Below are 22,105 nucleotides of genomic sequence, written 5' to 3'. Positions count from 1 at the left end.
TGACCCGCCGTCCGCGTGTCACGTGCGGTACAGCTCCTCGATCTGCTCGCCGTAGTGGGCCGTGACCTCGTGGCGCTTGACCTTGAGGGAGGGGGTGAGCATGCCGTTGTCCTCGGTGAACTCGCCCTCGACCAGGGTGAAGGCGCGGATCGACTCGGCCCTGGAGACGGCCTCGTTGGCGTAGTCGACGGCCTTCTGCACATCGGCCAGCATCCGGGGATCGCGGGCCACTTCGGCGAACGGGGTGTCGGCGGGGAGACCGCGTACGGCGAGCCAGTGGGCGACCGCGTCGGGGTCGAGCGTGATCAGGGCGGCGACGAACGGGCGGTTGTCGCCGACGACCAGGCACTGGCCGACCGGGGTGCGGCTGCGCAGGCGGTCCTCGAGGACGGCCGGTGAGACGTTCTTGCCGCCGGAGGTGACGATGAGGTCCTTCTTGCGTCCGGTGATGGTGAGGTAGCCGTCCTCGTCGAGGGAGCCGAGGTCGCCGGTGGCGAACCAGCCGTCGGTGAGGACCGCGTCCGTGGCGGCCGGGTTGTTCCAGTAGGCGCCGAAGACGACGCCGCCCTTGACGAGGATCTCGCCGTCGTCGGCGATGCGGACGGCGGTGCCGGGGACGGGCTGGCCGACGGTGCCGGGGCGGGGCTTGAGCGGGGGGACGAGGGTGGCGGCGGCGGTGGTCTCGGTGAGGCCGTAGCCCTCGTAGACGATGATGCCGGCCGCGTAGAAGAAGAGGTTGAGGGTGCGGTCGAGGGGGGAACCGCCGCTGATGGCGTAGCCCATGCGGCCGCCGAGCTCCTTGCGGATACGGCGGTAGACCAGCAGGTCGTACAGGGCCCAGGCGGCGTAGAGGCCGGGGGTGGGGCCCTTGCCGGTGCCGAGAAACCTGTCGAGGTGGGCCTGTCCGAAGCGGACGGCGATGCGTTCGGCGCGGTCGAAGGAGGCGCCGCGGCCGATCTTCTCGGCGGTGGCGCGGCCGGTGTCGTGGATGCGCTCGAAGAGGTAGGGGACGCCGACGATGAAGGTCGGGCGGAACTCCTTGAGGGCGGGGCGGAGTTCGTCGGGCTTGACGCTCGGGAAGTGGCCGATCTCTATGCGGGCCATCAGGCAGGCGATCTGGAGCGTGCGGCCCATGATGTGGGCGAGGGGCAGGAACAGGAGGGTGGAGGCGGTCTGGCCGGTGACCTCCTTGAAGATCGGGTGCAGCAGCTCGACGGTGTTGGCGGCTTCGGCGTGCAGGTTGGCGTGGGTGAGGACGCAGCCCTTGGGCCGGCCGGTGGTGCCGGAGGTGTAGCAGAGGGTCGCGGCGGTGTCGGGGGTGAGGGAGGTGCGGCGTTTGGTGACCTCCTCGTCGGGGAGGTCGCGGCCGAGGGTGGTGAGGTCGGCGATGCCCTGTGCGTCCAGCTCCCAGACGCGGGGCCGGTCCTCGTGGCCGGCCGTGCCCGCGGTGACCGTGGCGGTGTTCCCGGGGGTCTCGGTGACGACGAAGCGGGCGCCGGAGTCGCGGACGATCCACTCCACCTGGTCGGCCGAGGAGGTGGCGTAGACGGGGACGGTCTGGCCTCCGGCCGCCCAGATCGCGAAGTCCAGGACCGTCCACTCGTAGCGGGTGCGGGACATCACCGCGACCCTGCCGCCCGGTTCGAGGCCCGCGGTGATCAACCCCTTGGCGACGGCGGTGACATCACGGGCGAAGGCGGCCGCCGTGACGGGCGTCCAGGTGCCGTCCTGCGCCCGGCGGCGCAGGATCACGGCGTCGGGCGCCTCGGCCGCGTTGGTGAAGGGCAGGTCCGCGATGCTGCCGGTGGTGAGGACCGGGGCGAGGGGGGCGGAGCGGGCCTCCCGTACGGTGCCGTGCTCGTCCCGGACCACGTCGACCTTGGTGCGGGCGGTCAGGTCGGTGCGGTTCTTCGCCCGTTTCAGGTCCTTGCGCATGCCCATGGCGGCTCCCGTCGGCGAGTGTGGCTGGCAGGCGGTGGGTGGCAACTTACTCAAGAGTAAGGAATTGCACTAGGCCTCCAGACGGCTCGCCCGACCGATGGACTCCGCGAGGGCGCTCACCTCCGCGTCCTGCGTCCTGCGCGCCAAGTCGTCGGCACGCGCCTTCAGTTCGCCCAGGGTGGGGGTGTCCGGCAGGGGGCTCTCCCCGCCGAGTCCCCTGCGCAGGGCGTCGGCGAAGCAGGCGGCGGTGACGGTGACCTGGAAGTACGGGGACGCGTCGGTGAGGTCCTCGTGCAGGGCGTCGGTCTCCAGGCGGCCCGTCGTCTCGTGCGGGATGCGGGTGACGGGGTCGAGCCAGCGGACGGTGGCGGTGGCGAGGTGCCCCTCGGCGCCGGGCGTGGTGCGGACGGCGTAGAGGGCGGTGACGGTGTGGCCGGGGCCGACCTCGCCGCCGTCGACCCGGTCGTCGCGGAAGTCGTCGTCGGCGACCCGGCGGTTGTCGTAGCCGACGAGGCGGAACTCGGCGACGGTGCGGGGGTCGAAGGCGACCTGGGCCTTGGCGTCGCGTGCGGTGAGCTCGATGTGTCGCGGGAGTTCCTCGGAGAAGACCTTCTCGGCGTCCTGCTCGTCGGACACGTAGGTGGTGTGGCCGTCGCCCCTGTCGGCGAGGCGTTCCATCAGGGCGTCGCCGTAGTCGCTGCCGACACCGACGCCGAAGAGGGTGATCCCGTGGTCGCGGCGGGCCGTGGAGACGCGTTCCAGGATCGTGTCGGCGTCCGTGTCGCCGGTGTTGGCGAGGGCGTCGGAGACGAGGACGACCCGGTTGGTGGCGCCCCGGCGCAGGCCCTCGACGGCGGTGGCGTAGCCGGTCTCGACGCCGGCGCCGAGGTTGGTGGAGTCGGCCGGTTCCAGGCCGTCGACGGCTTCTCGGACGCGGCCGCGGTGGTCGCCGAGGCGGGTCATCGGCAGGACGGTCTCGGCCTCGTCGCTGAAGGTGACGATCGCGACGGAGTCGTCGGCGCGCAGGCGGTCCGTCATGGTGGCGAGGGACCGCCGGGCGAGGTCGAGGCGGCCGGGTTCGGCCATCGAGCCGGAGACGTCGACGACGAAGGTGAGGGCGGCGGGCGGGCGTTCGCCGGTCGGCTCGGATCCGCGGGTGGCGAGGCCGACGCGGAGGAGGGACCAGTTCTCCTCGCCGGTGCGGGCGCCGTCGACGGTGACCGAGAAGCCGTTGCCGTCGGGGCGTTCGTAGTCCTGGCGGAAGCTGTTGACGAACTCCTCCGGGCGGATCGACGTCGGGTCGGGGAGCCGTCCGTCGGCGAGGGCGCGTCGGGCGTAGCCGTAGGAGGCGGTGTCGACGTCGAGGGCGAAGGTGGAGAGGTGGTCCGGAGACCCTTCCTCGTCCTCCGGCCCGGCGTACGGTGCGCCGGTTCCCGGCGGCTGGTCGGGGGCGGGGAGGCCCCCGCCGTGCTGCGCGCTGTCGGTGGCGCTGTCCTTCGAGCCGCCGCCCGCGCCGCAGCCGGTGACCAGTACGGCCGCGGCGGCGGCGAAGGCGAGCAGTCGTCGTGTCGGGTGGCTGTCCATCTGCCGGTCCCCCTGCGTTCGTTGGCGTCGACGTACGTGACGATGACGGCGCAGGGGGTGGAAACGTGCGGCACGGGATGTTGCGGGCGGGTCTCGGTCAGGACACGGCGGGTGGCCGCCGAGACCGGTGGGTGATCCTCCGTCGGCCTACGACACCACGTCCTTGCGGGCGAAACCGCGGAAGGCCAGGGCGAACAGCACGAGCGCGTACGTCACCGACAGGGAGGTGCCCTGGATCATGTCCGACCACTGGAGCCGGGGCTGGACGGCGTCGAGCCAGGCGTACTGCCAGTGCGCGGGCAGGAAGTCGCGCCAGTCGCCGAGGGCGGTCACCTCGTCGAGCACGTTGCCGACGATGGTCAGGCCGACCGCGCCGCCGACCGCGCCGAGTGGTGCGTCGGTCCTGGTGGAGAGCCAGAACGCGAGGGCCGCCGTGACCAGTTGGGACACGAAGATGTACGCCACCGTGATCGCCAGGCGCTGGGCGGCGGTGCCCGCGGGCAGCGTGCCGCCGGTGGGGAGTTCCAGCGGGCCCCAGCCGTAGGCCGCCGTGCCGACGGCGAGGGCGACGAGCGGCAGCAGGATCATCGCCGCCAGGCTCAGGCCCAGCCCGACGACGAGCTTGGACCACAGCAGGCGGGCGCGGGGCACCGGGGCGGCGAGGAGGTAGCGCAGGGAGGACCAGCCGGCCTCCGAGGCGACCGTGTCACCGCAGAACAGCGCGACCGGGATGACCAGCAGGAAGCCCGCGGAGGCGAAGAGGTTCACCGCGGCGAAGTTCGCGCCGGACAGGGTGGCCGTGTCCATCAGGTTCACCCGGTCGTTGCCCGAGCCCGGGCCACCGCCCACCTGGAAGGCGATGAGCAGCACGAACGGCAGGGCGAACAGGATGCCGCCCATGACGAGCGTGCGGCGTCGCTTCAGCTGGCGGACCAGTTCGACCCGGAGGGGCAGTGTGCGGCCCGCGCGGTAGCCGTCGGCGACCTCGACGGACTCGGCGCGTTCGGTCACCGTGCTCATGCGGAGTCTCCGATCAGGGTGAGGAAGGCGTCTTCGAGGCGGCGGTGCGGGCCGACCGACTCCACGGCGACCTCCAGGCGCACGAGCTCGGCGACCAGGCCCGGGGTGCTGCCGTCGGCGTCGAGGCGGATCAGCAGACCGGCGTCGGTGCGGACGGCCGAGGCCACGCCGGGGAGCGCGCCGACCTTCTCGACGACGGGCTCCTCCACGGGCGTCGCCGTGCCCACCAGCAGGGTGTCGCCGGAGCCGACGATCTCGCCGACCGGGCCCGCCTGGACGAGCTGCCCGTGGTCCATGACCACCAGGTGGGTGCAGGACTGCTCGACCTCGGACAGGAGGTGGCTGGAGACGATCACCGTGCGGCCGGCCGCCGCGTAGCGGATCATCACCTCGCGCATCTCGCGGATCTGGGGCGGGTCGAGGCCGTTGGTCGGCTCGTCGAGGATGAGCAGGTCGGGCAGGCCGAGCATGGCCTGGGCGATGGCGAGGCGCTGGCGCATGCCCTGCGAGTAGGTGCGGACCGCGCGGGCGAGGGCGTCGCCGAGGCCCGCGATCTCCAGGGCCTCGTCCAGGTGGGCGTCCTGCGGCGGGCGGCCGGTGGCCCGCCAGTACAGCTCGAGGTTCTCGCGGCCGGAGAGGTGCGGGAGGAAGCCCGCGCCCTCCACGAAGGCACCGACGCGGGACAGCACCGGGGCGCCGGGCGCGATGGCGTGGCCGAAGACGCGGATCTCGCCGCCGTCGGGCTTGATCAGGCCCATCAGCATGCGCAGGGTGGTCGTCTTGCCCGCGCCGTTCGGACCGAGCAGACCGAGGACCTGGCCCTTCTCGACGCGGAAGGACAGGTCCCTGACCGCGTACCGGTCGGACGACTTCGCGTACCGCTTGCTCAGGTCCGTGATCTGCAGGGGGACGTCGGCCAGGGCCGGATCGGGGGCGGCGGGGGCCGTCGTGCGGCGGCGGGCGGTCAGCAGCAGGGCGAGGGCGACGCCCGCGCCGGCGAGCGGCAGCCACCACACCCAGGCCGGCAGCGGGGCCCGCGCGTTCGTGCCGCTGAGGGCCGTCGGCACCTTCAGGTCGCTCTTCACAGACACCGTGTACGTCGCCGGGGCCGCCGGGGAGGCGTAGCCGAGGTCCGTGGAGGCGAGGACCAGGCGCAGCCGGTGACCGTCCTCCACCTCGTGGTCGATCGCGGGCAGGGTGATCGTGACGTCCTTGCCCGCCTTCGCGCCCTCCACCCTGACGGGCTGGACGAGCTGGGAGGGCAGCACCTGCCGGGCGCCGCCGGGGCCGACGTCGTACACCTTGGCGAAGAGGACGGCGTCGTCGGTCGTTGACCTCACGTGGACGGTGACCGTGGGCGAGCCGGTGATCTGGACGTCGTCGCGGACGGGGGCCGACTCGAAGGCGGCGAACTGGCCGGGGAAGTCGAGGGAGACGCCGACGCCGAGCGTCGAGAGCTGGGAGAGGCCGCCTCCGCCGATGCCGGGCAGGGCCGACACGGCGGGCGGGGTGGCGCCGGCCGGGTTGTCGACGGTCTGCTCGCGGCCGGTGAGGGCGAAGGAGCGGGGCTCGCCCCCGAGGCCGGGGTAGGCGTCGGCGGTCACGCCGCTCAGGCGGGGTTCGCCGTCGCCGGTGCCGGTGCCGAGGGTGCGGGTGACCCGGAAGGCCGGGCCGGTGTCGGCGGCCTCGTCGTCCTTCAGGTAACGGTCGAACCAGGACGCCACGCGGGCCTGTACGCGGCCGCTCTCCATGTCGCCGCCGTCGTGGCCGCCGGCGATCCAGTCGACGTCGACGGGGGCGCCGTTGGCACGGATGGTCTTCGCGGCCGCGTCGGACTGGGCGAGGGTGAAGAGGGAGTCGGTCTGGCCCTGGATCAGCAGGGTGGGGACCTTGATGCGGTCGCCCACGGCCGACGGCGACCGCTCCTCCAGCAGCGTGCGGGCGGCGGTGTCGGGGGTGCCGGACTCGGCGACCCGCTCGTACATCGCGCACAGCGTGGGCTCGAACTTCGCGCAGCCGCCGCCGGTGTTGAAGAAGATGCCGGTCCACAGCTTCTTGAAGACGCCGTCGGGGAAGAGGGCGTCCGCGAGGTTCCAGTAGGTGATCGCCGGGGCGACTGCGTCGACCCGGTCGTCGTGTCCCGCGGCAAGCAGGGAGATCGCGCCGCCGTAGGAGGCGCCGGCCATGCCGACGCGCGGGTCGCCCGCCTTGTCGAGCCGGACGTCGGGCTGCTTCGCCAGCCAGTCGATCAGCCGGGAGACGTCGGCGACCTCGCCCCGCGGGTCGTTCAGCCCGATGCGGCCGGTGGAACGGCCGAAGCCGCGCGCCGACCAGGTCAGCACCGCGTAGCCGTCGCGGGCCAGGTCCTCGGCCTGCTGCCGGACGTCGCCCTTGCTGCCGCCGAAGCCGTGCGCCAGGAGGACGGCGGGGCGGCGTCCGTCGGAGCCGGAGGTGAAGTACGAGGTGTCCAGACGCACCCCGTCCACGGCCATGACCCGGTCGGTGCGGTGCACCGGGGGCGGGTCGTCGGAGGCGACGGCCGTCCATGTCCCGGCACCCGCGAGTACGACGACGGCGGCCGCGGCGGCCAGGGTCCGTCGCGGCCGCCGCAGTCCTCGCAGCCGGGGCAGTCGAAGATCCATGCTTCAACGGTACGGGGTGAACCTGTCGGCGAGATGTCGACCGGAGAGCGAACCGGCCGACCTCCCGTGGGTGTACGGCGGGCGGGTCGTGTACCGCGCCCGCGGTACGTGTCAGGCCCGCGCGTCCTCCGGGATCGACACCAGCCAGCGGGTGTCGCGGCGGGGGCGGAGGTAGAGGAGCCAGTAGAGGGTGGCGGCGGCGGTGATGCCGCCGGTCCACAGCAGGTAGGCGGTCTCCTGCTGGGTGAGGATGTAGGCGAGGACGGCGATCAGCAGGGCCGGCACGACCGGCCACAGGGGCATGCGCCATGCCGGGGTGTGGCGGTGGGCGCCGCGGCGGGAGAGCAGGGCGGCGATCGCGACGAGCAGGTACATGCCGGTCACGGAGACGCCCGTCACGCCGTACAGCGTGTCCAGGTTGACGAAGCAGAGGGCCGCGCCGGGGACGCCGACGGCGAGGGTGGCGACCCACGGGGAGCCGAAGCGGCCGAGCTTGGAGAAGACGTGGTTGACGGGCTCGGGCCAGGCCTTGTCGCGGGCGGAGGCGAACAGGACGCGGGAGTTCTGGATGACCATCACGATGCCGGCGTTGACGATCGCCAGGGCCACGCAGAGGCTGACGAAGGTGCCGACCGCGGAGTTCGACCAGGCGGCGACCATGGCGCCGATGTCGCCGCCGGTGAGCTCGGCGAGGTCGGAGGCGCCCAGGGTGATGGCGACGACCGGCACCAGGATGATCGCGGCGGAGATGGCGAGGGTGGCGAGGACGGTGCGGGCGACGTTGCGGCGCGGGTTCTCCATCTCCTCGGAGAGGTAGACGGCGGTGGAGAAGCCCTGGGTGACGAAGAGGGCGATGGCGAGGCCGGAGACGACGAGGAGGGCGGTGACGGTGTCGGCGTGGCCGTCGGCGCCGGCGACCTCCATCGACACCAGGCTGCCCGGGCCGCGCTCGGCGTGCGCGAAGCCGAGAACCGCGACGACGGCCGCCGCGATGACCTCCAGCACCAGGAAGACGCCGGTGATCCAGGCGTTGGCCCGCAGGTCGAGGAGGCCGGCGAGGGTGGCCAGCAGCATGACGCCGGCGCCGGCCATCGACGGGTCGAGGTGGACGATCGGGGCGAGGTAGTCGGCCGTGCCCATGGCGATGACCGGCGGGACGATCATCACGACCAGGAGGGACAGGACGAAGACCAGCCAGCCCGCGAGGCGGCCGGCCATCGTCGACACCATGGCGTACTCGCCGCCCGCGCTGGGGATGAGGGTGCCCAGCTCCGAGTAGCAGAACGCCACGGCGATACAGAGCAGCGAGCCGACGGCGATCGTGAGGGCGGTCGCGGTGCCGAGCGAGCCGAACAGGTCGGGGACGACCACGAAGAGGGTGGAGGCGGGGGTGACGCACGAGAGGGTGAGGAGGGTGCCGCCGACGACACCGATGGAGCGCTTGAGCTTCTGGGGACTGTCGGGCGCCTGGGGAAGGGCGGGCTCGACAGGGGGGCGGAGCGTGTCGGTCATGCGGCGGTTCCGATCGACTCGTGCGGCAAGGGTGGGACGGGAGCGCTATCGCCTCCGGCGGCTTGGTTCGTACGTGGTTCGCCCGCTCCCGGCGCTGCATGGAACCCCGACGAAAACCGACACGTCAATAGGTCCATGACTACGGAATTCGTAGCTCAGAGCCGCCTGGAACAACGTTTCCGGCAGTTTCCCTCAGGCCGTTCCGCGTCGTTGGGGCGTGCGGGAACCGCAGGGCGGGCGGCGGAAAAACGCGAGCCCGTTCGACATACGGACGTGTCGGTGGGGGTCGCTGGAGTCGGGGCGCACAGCCGGTTCACAGCGAGGGGTGGGGACGGATGAGACTGAGGTACACCGCTGCCTGGGTGGGGTGCACGGCGGCGGCGATGCTCGCCGTGACGGCGTGCGGCGGCAACCCGGTGCGGGACACCGCGGAGAAGGCCGCCGAGGTGGCCGACGACGCCGAGGCGATCAGGGCGGCGCTGACACGCGCGTCGGACCGGACCGAGCAGCTCGGCTCGGCCGAGGTGGAGACGACGACCGTACTGGACGCCGTCGGCGGCCGGCCGATCTCCATGGAGGCACGTACTCCTGGGGCGACGGGGCCGCCCTGGACGTCGAGAAGGACACGGCCGCGGCGCAGCTGAGCAGCCTGCAGGACGATCCGACGACCCAGGTCAAGATGGTCGACGGCGCCTACTACTACGGCATCGACCCGCAGCCCAGCGGCCCTCTCGAGGGCAAGCACTGGATGCGCATCGACGTCTCCGCCGTGGCGGGCGAGGCGGGCGCGGCCAACATGGCGGACAATGCCGACCCGACGGCGGGCCTGCGCTACATCGGTACCTCAGCGAACGTGAAGGACCTCGGCGAGGAGACGGTCCTCGGCAACAAGGTCACGCACTACCGGGGCAGCGTCGGCCCGGAGGCGATCAACGGCTCCAAGCTCACCGACGCGGAGAAGAAGGCCGCCCTCAAGGCCCTGCCCGCGGGCGGCGGGAAGATCACCTACGACATCCGGGTCGACGGCGAGGACCTGCCCGTGCGCCTGAAGCAGCGCGGCGCCGGCGCGACCGTCACCATGGACTTCCTGAAGTTCGGCGCCACCAAGCCGATCACGGCGCCGCCCGCCGCCGACACCGGCGACCCCACCGAGCAGGTCGAGAAGCAGCGCGACGAGGCGATCGGCCGGTGACGCACCGGTGCCCTGCCTCCCCGAGGGGAGGCAGGGCACCGTACGGGCCGTCGCTCAGTGGTTGCGCGGGAAGCCCAGGTCCACTCCTGCCGGGGCCTCGGACGGGTCCGGCCAGCGGGTGGTGACGACCTTGCCGCGGGTGTAGAAGTGCGTGCCGTCGTTGCCGTAGATGTGGTGGTCGCCGAAGAGGGAGTCCTTCCAGCCGCCGAAGCTGTGGTAGCCGACGGGGACCGGGATCGGGACGTTCACGCCGACCATGCCGGCCTCGATCTCCAGCTGGAAGCGGCGGGCGGCGCCGCCGTCCCGGGTGAAGATCGCGGTGCCGTTGCCGAACGGCGAGTTGTTGATGAGGGTCACGCCCTCCTCGTAGGTGTCGACGCGCAGGACGCACAGGACCGGGCCGAAGATCTCGTCCTGGTAGGCCTTCGCCGACGTGGGCACCTTGTCGAGGAGCGAGATGCCGATCCAGTGGCCGTCCTCGAAGCCCTCCACCGTGTGGCCGGTGCCGTCCAGGACCACCTCGGCGCCCTCGGCGGCCGCGCCCTCCACGTACGACGCCACCTTGTCGCGGTGGACCTTCGTGATGAGCGGGCCCATCTCGGAGGTGGGGTCGTTGCCGGGGCCGATCTTGATCTTTTCGGCGCGCTCGCGGATCTTGTCGACCAGCTCGTCGCCGATGGAGCCCACGGCGACGACCGCCGAGATGGCCATGCAGCGCTCGCCCGCCGAGCCGTACGCCGCGGACACGGCGGCGTCGGCGGCCGCGTCGAGGTCCGCGTCGGGCAGGACCAGCATGTGGTTCTTGGCGCCGCCGAGGGCCTGGACGCGCTTGCCGTTCGCCGAGGCGGTGGTGTGGATGTAGCGGGCGATCGGGGTCGAGCCGACGAAGGAGACGGCCTTGACGTCCGGGTGCTCCAGCAGGCGGTCCACCGCCACCTTGTCGCCGTGGACGACGTTGAACACGCCGTCCGGCAGACCGGCCTCGGCCAGCAGCTCGGCGATCCTGACGGACGCCGACGGGTCCTTCTCGCTCGGCTTCAGCACGAACGTGTTGCCGCACGCGATGGCGATCGGGAACATCCACATCGGGACCATCGCCGGGAAGTTGAACGGCGTGATGCCCGCGACGACACCCAGCGGCTGCCGGATCGAGGAGACGTCCACCCGGCTGGCGACCTGCGTCGACAGCTCGCCCTTGAGCTGCACGTTGATGCCGCAGGCCAGGTCGACGATCTCCAGGCCGCGCGCGACCTCGCCGAGCGCGTCGGAGTGCACCTTGCCGTGCTCGGCGGTGATCAGCTCGGCGATCTCGTCGCGGTGGGCGTCGAGCAGCGCGCGGAACCTGAACAGGATCGAGGTGCGCTGGGCCAGCGAGGACTGGCCCCAGGTCGCGTAGGCGTCCTTCGCCGCCGCCACCGCCGCGTCGACCTCGTCGACCGTCGCGAACGCGACCTTCGTGGTGACCGCGCCGGTCGCCGGGTCGGTGACCGGCCCGAACGTACCCGACGCGCCTTCGACGGTCTTGCCGCCGATCCAGTGGTTGACGATCTTCGTCATGCCCAGTTACTCCTTCACAGATGGCGGCGTCGGGTGGAGACGTGCCGTTCGTAGAGCTCTCGTGCCTTGACCGCGGACGCTCGGGTCGCGGTCTCGGCCACGGGTACATCCCACCAGGCCTGCGCCGGAGGCGCGCCCGACACTGTGTCTGCCGTTCGGGTCTCGACGTAGACACATGTGGGAGTGTCGGCCGCCCGGGCCTCGGCGAGGGCCGCGCGCAGGTCGCGGACGGTCTTCGCGCGCAGCACGCGCATACCGAGGCTCGCCGCGTTGGCGGCCAGGTCGACGGGGAGCGGGGCGCCCGTGAACGTGCCGTCCTCGGACCGGTAGCGGTAGGCGGTGCCGTACCGCTCCCCGCCCGTCTCCTCCGACAGCCCGCCGATGGACGCGTACCCGTGGTTCTGCACCAGCAGGATCTTGATCGCGACGCCCTCCTGCACGGCGGTCACGATCTCCGTCGGCATCATCAGGTAGGTGCCGTCGCCGACCAGCGCCCACACGGGCCGGTCGGGCGCCGCCAGCTTCACGCCGAGCGCGGCCGGGATCTCGTAGCCCATGCAGGAGTAGCCGTACTCCAGGTGGTACTGGTCCCGCGAGCGCGCCCGCCACAGCTTGTGCAGGTCGCCGGGGAGCGACCCGGCCGCGTTGATGATGACGTCCGTCTCGTCGACGATCGCGTCCAGCGCGCCCAGCACCTGCGGCTGCGTGGGGCGGACGTCGGGCTCGTCGGCCTCGTAGCAGGCGTCGACGCGCTGCTCCCAGCGCTCCTTGTCGTCGGTGTACTCGGTGACGTACGCGTCCGGGACCCGGTACTCGTGCATGCCCAGGGACTGGGTCAGCTCCGTCAGCGCGATGCGCGCGTCCGCGACGAGCGGGAGGCCGGCGAGCTTGTGGCCGTCGTAGGCGGCGATGTTGAGGTTGAGGAAACGGACGCCCTCGCCCGTGAACAGGGTGTTGGAGGCGGTCGTGAAGTCGGTGTACCTCGTCCCCACACCGATCACCAGGTCCGCGGTGCGGGCGAGTTCGTCGGCCGTCGCCGTGCCGGTGTGGCCGACACCGCCCACGTCCTGGGGGTGGTCATGGCGCAGGGAGCCCTTGCCGGCCTGGGTGGAGGCTACCGGGATGCCGGTGGCCTCGGCGAACTCGGCGAGGGCCTCCTCGGCACGGCTGTGATGGACGCCGCCGCCGGCGACGACCAGCGGGCGCCTGGCCGCCCTGATCGCCCGGACCGCCTCGGCCAGCTCGGTCGGGTCGGCGCCGGGGCGGCGGACGACCCAGGTGCGCTCGGCGAAGAACTCCTCCGGCCAGTCGTGGGCCTCGGCCTGGACGTCCTGCGGGAGGGCCAGCGTCACCGCGCCCGTCTCCACCGGGTCCGTCAGCACGCGCATCGCCTGGAGCGCGGCCGGGATCAGCGCCTCCGGACGGGTGACGCGGTCGAAGTACCTCGAGACCGGGCGCAGGGTGTCGTTGACGGACACGTCCCCCGCGTAGGGGACTTCGAGCTGCTGGAGCACCGGGTCCGCCGGGCGGGTGGCGAAGATGTCGCCGGGGAGGAGGAGGACCGGGAGGTGGTTGATGGTGGCGAGGGCGGCTCCGGTGACCAGGTTGGTCGCGCCGGGGCCGATCGACGTCGTCACCGCGTGGGTGGACAGGCGGTTGGACTGGCGGGCGTAGCCGACGGCCGCGTGGACCATCGACTGCTCGTTGCGGCCCTGGTGGTACGGCATCACGTCGGCGTACTCGACGAGCGCCTGCCCGAGGCCGGCGACGTTGCCGTGGCCGAAGATGCCCCAGGTCGCGCCGATCAGCCGCTGTCGTACGCCGTCGCGTTCGGTGTACTGGGCGGCGAGGAAGCGGACCAGCGCCTGTGCGACCGTCAGCCTCGTCGTTGAGGTCATCGGTACCCCTCCGTGTGCTCTGGGTGGAAGCAGATCCGCCATTCCCGCGTCTCGCCGGGGCCGGCCATGACGTTCAGGTAGTACATGGCGTGGCCGGGCTGGGCGATCGACGGGCCGTGCCATCCGTCGGGGACGAGGACGGCGTCGCCGGAACGGACCTCGGCGAGGACGTCGGATCCGCCCTCACGGGAAGGCGATACGCGCTGGTATCCGAACCCGTTCGGTCCGTCGATCTCGAAGTAGTAGATCTCCTCGAGCTCCGACTCCTCGCCCGGCCGGTGCTCGTCGTGCTTGTGCGGCGGGTACGAGGACCAGTTGCCGCCGGGGGTGATCACCTCGACCGCGATCAGCTTGTCGCAGTCGAAGGCGTCGGCGGAGGCGAAGTTGCGGACCAGGCGGGCGCAGGTGCCGCTGCCGCGTTCCTCGACGGGGACCTCCGGCGCGGGGCCGTAGCGGGCGGGGAGTCGTCGCTCGCACTTCGCTCCTGCCAGGGCGAAGCGGCCTCCCGCGCCGGAGGCGATCTGTGCCCGGGTGTCCCGGGGAACGTACGCGAAGTCGGTGACCGACGCGAAGACGCTCTCCCGGCCCAGGAGTTGGAACTCTTCATCCGCCGTTCGCACGGTACATCCGCCTTCCAGCGGAAGCACGATCCACTCGCTGTCGCCGGTGGTGAACGTGTGTGTGCGACCGGGCGCCAGCTCGACGATCCGCAGACTGCTGTGGGTCCAGCCGGCCCGCTCGGGATCGATGTCCAGCACGTGGTTCCCGTCGGCAGTCGACCCCTTGGGGACGTACAGGTCGCGGCGTGCCACGGTGTGCGGCTCTGTGTTCGTCATGCGGCCCTCACAGCAGTCCTACAGCGGTGTCCACGGCGGCGGCCACGTCCCCGTCCGCCGGGTACAGCAGCGAACGGCCGACCACCAGGCCGCGCACGGTCGGCAGGTGCAGCGCGCCGCGCCACTTCTCGTACGCCCCGTCCTGGTCGTCACCGACCTCGCCGCCCAGCAGCACGGCGGGCAGCGTGGAGGTCTCCATGACCGCCGCCATGTCGTCGGGGTTCTCGGTGACCGGCACCTTCAGCCAGGTGTAGGCCGAACTGCCGCCCAGGCCCGAGGCGATGGCGATGGACTTGGTGACCGCCTCGGCGGACAGGTCGTTCCGGAGCCTTCCCCCGGGGTCGCGGCGGGAGATGAACGGCTCGACGAAGACGGGCAGCCGGCGGGCGGCCATGTCGTCGATCGCGCGGGCGGTGGACTCCAGGGTGTTGAGGGAGCCCGGGTCGTCGTAGTCGATCCGCAGCAGCAGCTTGCCCGCGTCGAAGCCGAGGCGCTCTATGTCCTCGGCGCGGTGGCCGGTGAAGCGGTCGTCGAGTTCGAAGCGGGCTCCCTGGAGGCCGCCGCGGTTCATCGAGCCCATGACGACCTTGCCGTCGAGGGCGCCCAGCAGGAGCAGGTCGTCGAGGATGTCGGCGGTCGCCAGGACCCCGTCGACGCCCGGCCGGGAGAGTGCCAGGCAGAGCCGTTCGAGCAGGTCGGCGCGGTTGGCCATGGCGAGCTTGCGGTCGCCGACGCCGAGTGCGCCCCGCGCGGGGTGGTCGGCGGCGACGATCATCAGACGGCCGGCGGCGTTGAGCAGCGGGCGGCGGGTGCGGCGGGCGGCTGCCTCGGCGACCGCCTCGGGGTGGTGGGTGCGGGTGTGCACCAGCTCCGTGATGTCGACGGTCACCGGACGGCTCCTGCAGTGAGCGCCGCCTCGACCTCGTCCGGGGTCGGCATGGCGGAGGAGCACTCCAGGCGGGAGGCGACGATGGCGCCGGCGGCGTTGGCGTGGCGCATGGTCTTCTCCAGGTCCCAGCCCGCGAGCAGGCCGTGGCAGAGGGAGCCCCCGAAGGCGTCTCCGGCGCCCAGGCCGTTGAGGACGTTCACGGGCAGGGGCGGGACCTCGGCCGAGCCGCCGCTCCGGTCGACGGCCAGGACGCCCTTCGGGCCCTGCTTGACGACGGCGAGCTCGACTCCGGCGTCGAGGAGCGCGCGGGCGGCGGCGTGCGGCTCGCGCACTCCGGTGGCGACCTCCACCTCGTCGAGGTTGCCGACCGCGACGGTGGTGTGCTTCAGGGCCTCGGCGTAGAAGGGGCGGGCGGCCGCGACCGGGTCGGACCAGGCTGTGTTTTCCCAGAACATGGGGCGCCAGTCGAGGTCGAAGACGGTGGTGCCGGCCTTGGCGCGGTGGGCGAGGGCCGCCAGCGTCGCCGTACGGCTCGGCTCCTCGCTCAGGCCGGTGCCGGTGACCCAGAAGATGCGGGCGTCGCGGACGGCGTCGAGGTCGAGCTCGTGGGCGTCGATCTCCAGATCGGGCGCCTTGGGCTGCCGGTAGAAGTACAGCGGGAAGTCGTCCGGGGGGAATACCTCGCAGAAGGTGACGGGGGTCGGCAGGCCGGGGACCGGGGTGACCCAGCGGTCGTCCACGCCGAAGCCGCGCAGGGCCTCGTGCAGGTAGGCGCCGAAGGGGTCGTCCCCGGTGCGGGTGATCACCGCGGTGTGCCGGCCGAGGCGGGCCGCGGCGACGGCGACGTTGGCCGCCGAGCCGCCCAGGAACTTCCCGAAGGACGTGACCTGCGGGAGCGGCACGCCCGTCTGCAACGGATAGAGGTCCACTCCGATCCGCCCCATGGTGATCAGGTCGTACGCCATCGAGTTCCCTTCGTGTCGGCCTGCCCGCGTCCCGGCGGCGCCGCCGTATCGGCTCTCCACGGCTTTCTAGTCCGGTTCGGCGGGCCCTGTCAATGTTTTGTCCAGACATTCGGACCAGCTCTTGACACCCTTCCGGGGAGGCCGCACGCTGACGCCCATGACGTCGTTGTCACCTCAGTCCTCAGGATCCGGCTCCTCCCGCATCCGGATCGGCTCGGCCCCCGACAGCTGGGGCGTCTGGTTCCCCGACGACCCGCGGCAGGTGCCCTGGCAGCGCTTCCTCGACGAGGTCGCCCTCTCCGGCTACGAGTGGATCGAGCTCGGCCCCTACGGCTATCTGCCGACCGACCCGGCCGTCCTCACCGAGGAGACGGCGAAACGCGGCCTGAAGGTGTCCGCGGGCACGGTCTTCACCGGGCTCCACCACGGTGAGTCGGTCTGGGAGAAGACCTGGGCGCACGTGGCCGACAACGCGGCGCTGGCCCAGGCGATGGGCGCCCGGCACCTCGTCGTCATCCCGTCGTTCTGGCGGGACGACAAGACCGGAGAGGTGCTGGAGCCGGACACCCTCACGCCCGAGCAGTGGCGCAACCTCACCTCGCTCACCGAGCGGCTGGGGCGGGAGGTACGGGAGCGGTACGGGCTGCGGATCGTCGTCCACCCGCACGCCGACACCCACATCGACAGCGAGGAGAACGTCGTCCGGTTCCTGGACGGCACGGACTCCGACCTGGTGTCGCTCTGCCTGGACACCGGGCACTACGCGTACTGCGGCGGCGACAGCGTCAAGCTGATCGAGACGTACGGGGAGCGCATCGGATACCTGCACCTCAAGCAGGTGGATCCGGAGATCCTGGCGGACGTACGGGCCAACGGGACCCCGTTCGGGCCGGCGGTCGCCCAGGGCGTGATGTGCGAGCCGCCGGCCGGGGTGCCCGCGCTGGGGCCCGTGCTGGACGCCGCGCGGAAGCTGGACGTCGACCTGTTCGCGATCGTGGAGCAGGACATGTACCCGTGCGAGCCGGACGCTCCGCTGCCGATCGCCCGGCGGACGCGGGCGTTCCTGCGCTCCTGCGGGGCGTAGGGGCCGCCTCCCGACGCGCGCCGGGGTCCGTGCGAGGGCGGGTGCGGGGGCGTCCGTCGCCGGTCGCGCGGTTCCCCGCGGCCCCTTGGCGTGCCTCACCCGGCGTAGGAGCATGGGTCCCCTTCGGCTGAGTGCGGAGGGCGGATGGCTGCGGGCCGGGTGCGCGTCCGGGCCGGGCGAGGGCCCGGCGGGTCCTGGGAGTTCGCCACACCGGCGCCCCACCCCCGGCTGCGGCCCGGTGTGCTCGGTTACCGGGGGATCCGGCTCGCCCTCGACCGTCCCCGGCGCCGGCTGGAGACGCCGATCGGGGCCGTCGCTGCTGTTCGGGTTCGAGGGGCCCGTCCGCATCTCCGGGGCGGGGCGGCCCACCGTCTCGCTGGTCTCGGTGTACTCCGGGTTGACCACGACCGCACGGCCGACCCCCGACCATCCCGGACTCCGCCCACCCCGCGCACACGGCCGGCCGCCGACCGTCCGAACCCCGGCCACCCCGCACGCACGGCCGACCGCCGACGATCCGGAGTCCGGTTGTCAACGCGCCTCGCCCACGGACCCGTGCGCGCCTTCGCGCCACTTCTGTCACGAACAACACCCTTTCGTCACACAGGTCGCGTGCCTGCGGCTTTCCCGTCACACGCGCTCCACAGCCGCTTCCACGCGGTCACGCGGCGTCGTTGACGGGGCAGTGGACTGGTGATCGCCAGCGCCCGCCGGGCTCCCCCGGGCGGCCTCCCGGCCGCCGCCCGTGCGCGCAGGAGGTGGAATCGTGACCGACCAGAGGCTCTGGTCCTACAAGGAGATCGCGGCACACATCAACGTGCAGCCGGACACCGTACGGTCCTACCGGAAACACGGGCTGCTCCCCCCGCCCGACCACGTCGAGGGCGGCAAGCCCTACTGGCGCCCGGACACCGTCCGCGCCTGGGTCGCCTCCCGGCCGGGCAACCGGGGCCGCAGACAGGAGTGACCACCTGTCGCCGGGCGGCCACGAGCCCGGAAAAACATCTGTGCCCCACCGCCGCGTGGGGCACAGTGCTGCGCATGGACTTCTCCGTCAAACCCCGCCTCACCGGCGAGAAGACAGTGCTGCGCCCCTTCACGGAAGCCGACGCCGAGACCATGGGGGAGATCATCGGCGACCCGGAGGTCATCCGCTTCACCTTCCCCGCGAGCGGCGACCTCACCTTGCCGCGCCTGCGTTCCTGGTACGGCACCCGCTCCGCCCGGCCCGACCGCCTCGACCTCGCCGTCACCGACCGCGCCACCGGTGAACTTGTCGGCGAGGTGGTCCTGCACGAGTGGGACCCGCACGCCCGCAGTTGCACCTTCCGCACGCTGATCGGCCCTCGGGGCCGCGGCCGGGGCCTCGGTACGGAGGCGACCCGGCTCATCGTCGGCCACGGCTTCGAGCAACTGGGCCTGCACCGGATCCAACTGGAGCTGTACGGCGACAACGCCCGGGCCCGGCGCGTCTACGAGAAGGTCGGCTTCGTCGTGGAGGGCGTGCGGCGGGAGGCCGCGCTGCGCAACGGGGTCTGGGTGGACGAGGTGCTGATGGCACTCCTGGACCGCGAGTGGGCGGCCCTCACCGCCACGGCTCGATGACCGTCGCCCCCGCTCCCAGTGCCGTCCCCATCGCCGCCAGCGCGTCCGGTACGGCGTCCAGCGTGATCGTCGACGTCACCAGCAGGTCGGGGCGCAGCACGCCCGCGCGGACCAGCTCGAGCATGCCGGGGTAGGTGTGGGCGGCCATGCCGTGGCTGCCGAGGAGTTCGAGTTCCAGGGCGATGGCGCGGGCCAGGGGGACGGGGGTCGTACCGTCCGCCGAGGGCAGCAGGCCGACCTGGACGTGCCGGCCGCGGCGGCGCAGCCCGTTCACCGAGGCGGCGCAGGTGGCGGGCGAACCGAGGGCGTCGAGGGAGAGGTGGGCGCCGCCGCCGGTCAGGTCATGGACGGCCGCCGCCGTGTCGGGCGTGTTGCGCGCGTCCACGCACTCCGTCGCGCCGAACGTCCGCGCCAGCTCGAGGGCGCGCGGCGACACGTCCACGGCGACCACCCGCGCGCCCGAGGCCGCGGCGATCATCACCGCCGACAGGCCCACCCCGCCGCAGCCGTGCACGGCCACCCACTCCCCCGCCGCGACCCGGCCCTGCTGCACGACCGCCCGGAACGCCGTGGCGAACCGGCAGCCGAGGGAGGCGGCGGTGGCGCAGGAGAGGCCGTCGGGGATCGCGACCAGGTTCACGTCGGCGTGATCCAGCGCGACGTACTGGGCGAAGGAGCCCCAGTGGGTGAAGCCGGGCTGGGTCTGGCGCTCGCACACCTGATGGTCGCCGGCCGCGCAGGACGGGCAGCTGCCGCAGCCGCACACGAAGGGCACGGTCACCCGGTCGCCGGGCTTCCAGCGGGTGACCTGGGCGCCCGTCTCCTCGACGACTCCGGCGAGTTCATGGCCGGGGACGTGCGGCAGGGCGATGTCCGGGTCGTGGCCCATCCAGCCGTGCCAGTCGCTGCGGCACAGGCCGGTGGCGTCGACGCGCACCACCACCCCGTGTTCCGCGGGCCGCGGGTCCGCCACCTCCCGCACCTCGGCCGGCTCCCCGTACCGCTCGAACACCACAGCCCGCATGCGTCGTCGCCCTCGTCTCTCGTCCGGCCGTCTGGAGATCAACGCGAACGCTATCCCCGTGCCCCCACCTTGTCCCGCTCCCGGTCCGCCTCCGGCACGGGGGCCGGTTCTCCCTCGCTGAGGCCGAAGCGGGCGTGGAACCTGCGCAGGGGCGCCGGCGCCCACCAGGTGGCCCGGCCGGTGAGCCGCATGATCGCGGGGACGAGGAGGCTGCGCACCACCATGGCGTCCATCAGGACCGCCAGCGCGATGCCCAGACCGAGCATCTTGGTGTTGGTGACGCGGGAGGTGCCTATCGCCACCATCACCACGGCCAGGATGACGGCCGCCGCGGTGATCAGACCGCCCGTGCGCTGCAGGCCCACGCGGACCGCCCGCTCGTGGTCGCCGTCCCCCACCGCCCCGGATCCGCGCAAGGTGCCCCCACGGTCGTACTCCTCCTTGATGCGGGAGAGCAGGAAGACGCCGTAGTCCATGGAGAGGCCGAAGGCCACGCAGAACATCAGGACCGGCAGGGTCGTCTCGATGGAGCCGGGACTGGTGAAGCCGAGCAGGCCGGAGAGGTGTCCGTCCTGGAAGACCCAGACGACCGCGCCGAACATCGCCGTCAGACTGAGCGCGTTGAGCAGGACCGCCTGGAGCGGTATCAGCACGCTTCCGGTCAGCAGGAAGACCAGGAAGAGGGTGACGATCGCGATGAAGGCGGCCGCCCAGGGGAGGCGTTCGGCTATCGCCTGCTTGGAGTCGACCAGGACGGCCGCCGCGCCGGTCACCTTGGTGTCGAAGGGCGCCTCGGTGGCGCGCAGGTCGCCGACCAGGCTCTGGGCGGGCTCGTCCACGGCCTCGCCCTCGGGCAGCACGGTGAAGTACGCCGAGTCGCCCTTCACCAGCGGGCCGTCGACCCGGGCCACCTCGGGCAGGGCGGCCACCCGCTCCTTGTAGGCCGCGTACTGCGCCGGGGTCGCCTTCCCCTCGGCGAGGACCTCCAGGCCGCCGCCGGGGCTGCCCGGGAAGCCGTCCCTGATGTGCTGCTGCACGACGCGGGACTCGGCCGAGGAGGGAAGTTGGCGGTCGTCCGCGGTGCCGAACCTCACGCCCAGGAAGGGCAGTCCGAGGAGGACGAGCACGGCCGTCGTCGCGAGGGCGAAGAAGGGGGCGCGGCGCATGACCAGGGTCGCCGTGCGCGCCCAGGCCGTGCCCTTCTCGCCGGCGGGGGCCGCCGCGCCGGAGGCCTTCCCGCCCGGGGCGGCCTGTGCGGAGGTCCGCGCACCGGACGCCTGCGGCCGCCTGCGCCTGCGGAACAGGCGGCGCAGGTCCAGCGAGTCGACCCGGTGGCCGAGCAGGATCAGGGCGGCCGGGAGCAGGACGAGCGCGGCCGCGGCGGCCAGCAGGACCACCGCGATCCCGGCGTAGGCGAAGGACCGCAGGAAGTACTGCGGGAAGAGGAGCATCGCCGCCAGGGAGACCGCCACGGTGAGTGCGGAGAACAGCACGGTGCGGCCCGCCGTGCGCAGGGTGGTGGCGACGGCCGCCAACGGTTCGGCCCCGCCGTCGAGTTCCTCACGGAAGCGGCGGACGATGAACAGGGCGTAGTCGATGGCGAGGCCCAGGCCCAGGGCCGTGGTGAGGTTCATCGCGAAGATGGAGACGTCGGTGAAGGCGGCGAGGCCGCTGAGGACCGCGTTGGTGCCCAGGATCGCGACGATGCCGATGCCGAGCGGCAGGAGAGCGGCGACCGCGCTGCCGAAGACCATGACGAGCAGCAGGAGGGTGATCGGCAGGGCGATGATCTCGGCGCGGGTGAGGTCCTCCTGGATGATCGTCTGCATCTCGTGCCGCACGGCGACCATGCCGCCGAGCTTGACCTCCACCGGGCCGTGGGCGCCCCGGTAGGAGGGGGCGATGCGGTCGAGTGTCTCGCCCGCCGTCTTCTCGTCACCCGTGATGCGGGCGGCGATCAGCGCCTCGTGGCCGTCCTCCGCGCGCAGGGCGGGCGCCTTGGTCTGCCAGTAGGACCCGATGCCGACGACACCCTTCTCGCCGGCCAGGCGCTCGGCGAGCCGGGCGGCCTCGGCGGCGACCGCCGGGTCGTCGACGGAGGCCCGCCCGGCGTCCACGAGCAGCAGGAGGTTGGGCTGGGAGTCGGGGAACTCGCGTTCCAGGGCCTTGGTCGCGTACGTGGACTGGGCGTCCGGGTCCTCCCAGCCACCGCTGCCCAGGCGGTCGGCGACCCCGCTGCCGGCCAGCACCGCGAGGACGGTGAGGACCAGGGCGGCGAGCAGCGTCAGCCGGGGGCGGGCGGTGACGAAGCGGGTCCAGGCTCCGACACGCGGCGGGCTGTTGACTTCGGTCATCG

At 72.6% G+C, this 22,105-nt stretch carries 17 protein-coding genes; 5 read left to right on the top strand and 12 right to left on the bottom strand.

The features are described from left to right. Positions 1–18: 18 nt before the first annotated feature. The 5 genes from ACIHAR_RS24500 to ACIHAR_RS24480 all read right to left on the bottom strand — a co-directional run bounded on the left by ACIHAR_RS24500 (position 19) and on the right by ACIHAR_RS24480 (position 8,699). On the bottom strand, positions 19–1,941 hold the full coding sequence (locus ACIHAR_RS24500) for an AMP-dependent synthetase/ligase (RefSeq protein ID WP_400021815.1): 1,923 nt from the start codon (positions 1,939–1,941) through the stop codon (positions 19–21). Between the two features lie 69 nt (positions 1,942–2,010). After that, entirely contained in the window at positions 2,011–3,525 is a 1,515-nt protein-coding gene (locus ACIHAR_RS24495) for a von Willebrand factor type A domain-containing protein (RefSeq protein ID WP_400021813.1), read from the bottom strand. A 147-nt stretch (positions 3,526–3,672) separates the two neighbouring features. Beyond that, on the bottom strand, positions 3,673–4,545 hold the full coding sequence (locus ACIHAR_RS24490; RefSeq protein WP_365467957.1) for an ABC transporter permease: 873 nt from the start codon (positions 4,543–4,545) through the stop codon (positions 3,673–3,675). Beyond that, positions 4,542–7,187, bottom strand: a complete 2,646-nt coding sequence (locus tag ACIHAR_RS24485; RefSeq protein WP_365467960.1) for a CocE/NonD family hydrolase — start codon at positions 7,185–7,187, stop codon at positions 4,542–4,544. Before ACIHAR_RS24485 ends, ACIHAR_RS24490 begins: the two co-directional genes overlap by 4 nt. A 111-nt stretch (positions 7,188–7,298) precedes the next feature. Continuing rightward, positions 7,299–8,699: an APC family permease gene (locus ACIHAR_RS24480; protein ID WP_400021810.1), complete on the bottom strand. Its 1,401-nt coding sequence runs from the start codon at positions 8,697–8,699 to the stop codon at positions 7,299–7,301. 335 nt (positions 8,700–9,034) lie between these two features. Here ACIHAR_RS24480 and ACIHAR_RS24475 point away from each other — a divergent pair, with 335 nt between their 5' ends. Together ACIHAR_RS24475 and ACIHAR_RS24470 are read left to right on the top strand one after the other, a co-directional pair. Beyond that, the gene (locus tag ACIHAR_RS24475) at positions 9,035–9,343 is read left to right on the top strand and encodes a hypothetical protein (protein WP_365467969.1); all 309 of its coding nucleotides are present in this window, start codon (positions 9,035–9,037) and stop codon (positions 9,341–9,343) included. A gap of 35 nt (positions 9,344–9,378) precedes the next feature. Further along, the gene (locus tag ACIHAR_RS24470; protein WP_400021808.1) at positions 9,379–9,891 is read left to right on the top strand and encodes a hypothetical protein; all 513 of its coding nucleotides are present in this window, start codon (positions 9,379–9,381) and stop codon (positions 9,889–9,891) included. Positions 9,892–9,945: 54 nt separating this feature from the next. Here the strand turns inward: ACIHAR_RS24470 and mmsA are convergent, their stop codons facing one another. From mmsA to iolC, 5 genes are read right to left on the bottom strand one after another with little or no spacing between them, the layout of a single operon-like run. Further along, positions 9,946–11,448, bottom strand: a complete 1,503-nt coding sequence (gene mmsA / locus ACIHAR_RS24465) for a CoA-acylating methylmalonate-semialdehyde dehydrogenase (protein ID WP_400021806.1) — start codon at positions 11,446–11,448, stop codon at positions 9,946–9,948. Between the two features lie 14 nt (positions 11,449–11,462). Continuing rightward, positions 11,463–13,346, bottom strand: coding sequence for a 3D-(3,5/4)-trihydroxycyclohexane-1,2-dione acylhydrolase (decyclizing) (iolD, locus tag ACIHAR_RS24460; protein ID WP_400021804.1), 1,884 nt, complete (start codon positions 13,344–13,346; stop codon positions 11,463–11,465). Next, on the bottom strand, positions 13,343–14,182 hold the full coding sequence (gene iolB / locus ACIHAR_RS24455; RefSeq protein WP_400021802.1) for a 5-deoxy-glucuronate isomerase: 840 nt from the start codon (positions 14,180–14,182) through the stop codon (positions 13,343–13,345). Before iolB ends, iolD begins: the two co-directional genes overlap by 4 nt. 7 nt (positions 14,183–14,189) lie before the next feature. Next, positions 14,190–15,071, bottom strand: a complete 882-nt coding sequence (locus ACIHAR_RS24450) for a deoxyribose-phosphate aldolase (protein WP_365467983.1) — start codon at positions 15,069–15,071, stop codon at positions 14,190–14,192. Beyond that, positions 15,068–16,036 carry a 5-dehydro-2-deoxygluconokinase gene (gene iolC, locus ACIHAR_RS24445; RefSeq protein ID WP_400021799.1) on the bottom strand — a complete coding sequence of 323 codons (969 nt, stop codon included), beginning with the start codon at positions 16,034–16,036 and terminating at the stop codon, positions 15,068–15,070. Before iolC ends, ACIHAR_RS24450 begins: the two co-directional genes overlap by 4 nt. 157 nt (positions 16,037–16,193) lie before the next feature. On the opposite strand from iolC, the gene ACIHAR_RS24440 reads away from it, so the two are divergent. From ACIHAR_RS24440 to ACIHAR_RS24430, 3 genes are all read left to right on the top strand, one after another. Further along, the gene (locus ACIHAR_RS24440; protein ID WP_365467989.1) at positions 16,194–17,120 is read left to right on the top strand and encodes a sugar phosphate isomerase/epimerase; all 927 of its coding nucleotides are present in this window, start codon (positions 16,194–16,196) and stop codon (positions 17,118–17,120) included. 766 nt (positions 17,121–17,886) lie between these two features. After that, on the top strand, positions 17,887–18,087 hold the full coding sequence (locus tag ACIHAR_RS24435) for a helix-turn-helix transcriptional regulator (RefSeq protein WP_400021797.1): 201 nt from the start codon (positions 17,887–17,889) through the stop codon (positions 18,085–18,087). 74 nt (positions 18,088–18,161) lie between these two features. Further along, positions 18,162–18,725 (top strand): GNAT family N-acetyltransferase, encoded by a 564-nt coding sequence (locus ACIHAR_RS24430; RefSeq protein WP_400021795.1) that lies wholly within the window; start codon positions 18,162–18,164, stop codon positions 18,723–18,725. Here the strand turns inward: ACIHAR_RS24430 and ACIHAR_RS24425 are convergent. Then, positions 18,706–19,749 carry a zinc-dependent alcohol dehydrogenase family protein gene (locus tag ACIHAR_RS24425; RefSeq protein ID WP_365467998.1) on the bottom strand — a complete coding sequence of 348 codons (1,044 nt, stop codon included), beginning with the start codon at positions 19,747–19,749 and terminating at the stop codon, positions 18,706–18,708. The genes ACIHAR_RS24430 and ACIHAR_RS24425 overlap by 20 nt on opposite strands. Before the next feature lie 50 nt (positions 19,750–19,799). Beyond that, on the bottom strand, positions 19,800–22,103 hold the full coding sequence (locus ACIHAR_RS24420) for an MMPL family transporter (protein WP_365468001.1): 2,304 nt from the start codon (positions 22,101–22,103) through the stop codon (positions 19,800–19,802). Positions 22,104–22,105: the final 2 nt, after the last annotated feature.

The organism is Streptomyces sp. NPDC052016, from assembly GCF_044548445.1.
Lineage (GTDB): Bacteria > Actinomycetota > Actinomycetes > Streptomycetales > Streptomycetaceae > Streptomyces.
The sequence above is the reverse complement of the archived record's forward strand: the minus strand, read 5'-3'. Positions and strand labels throughout refer to the sequence as shown.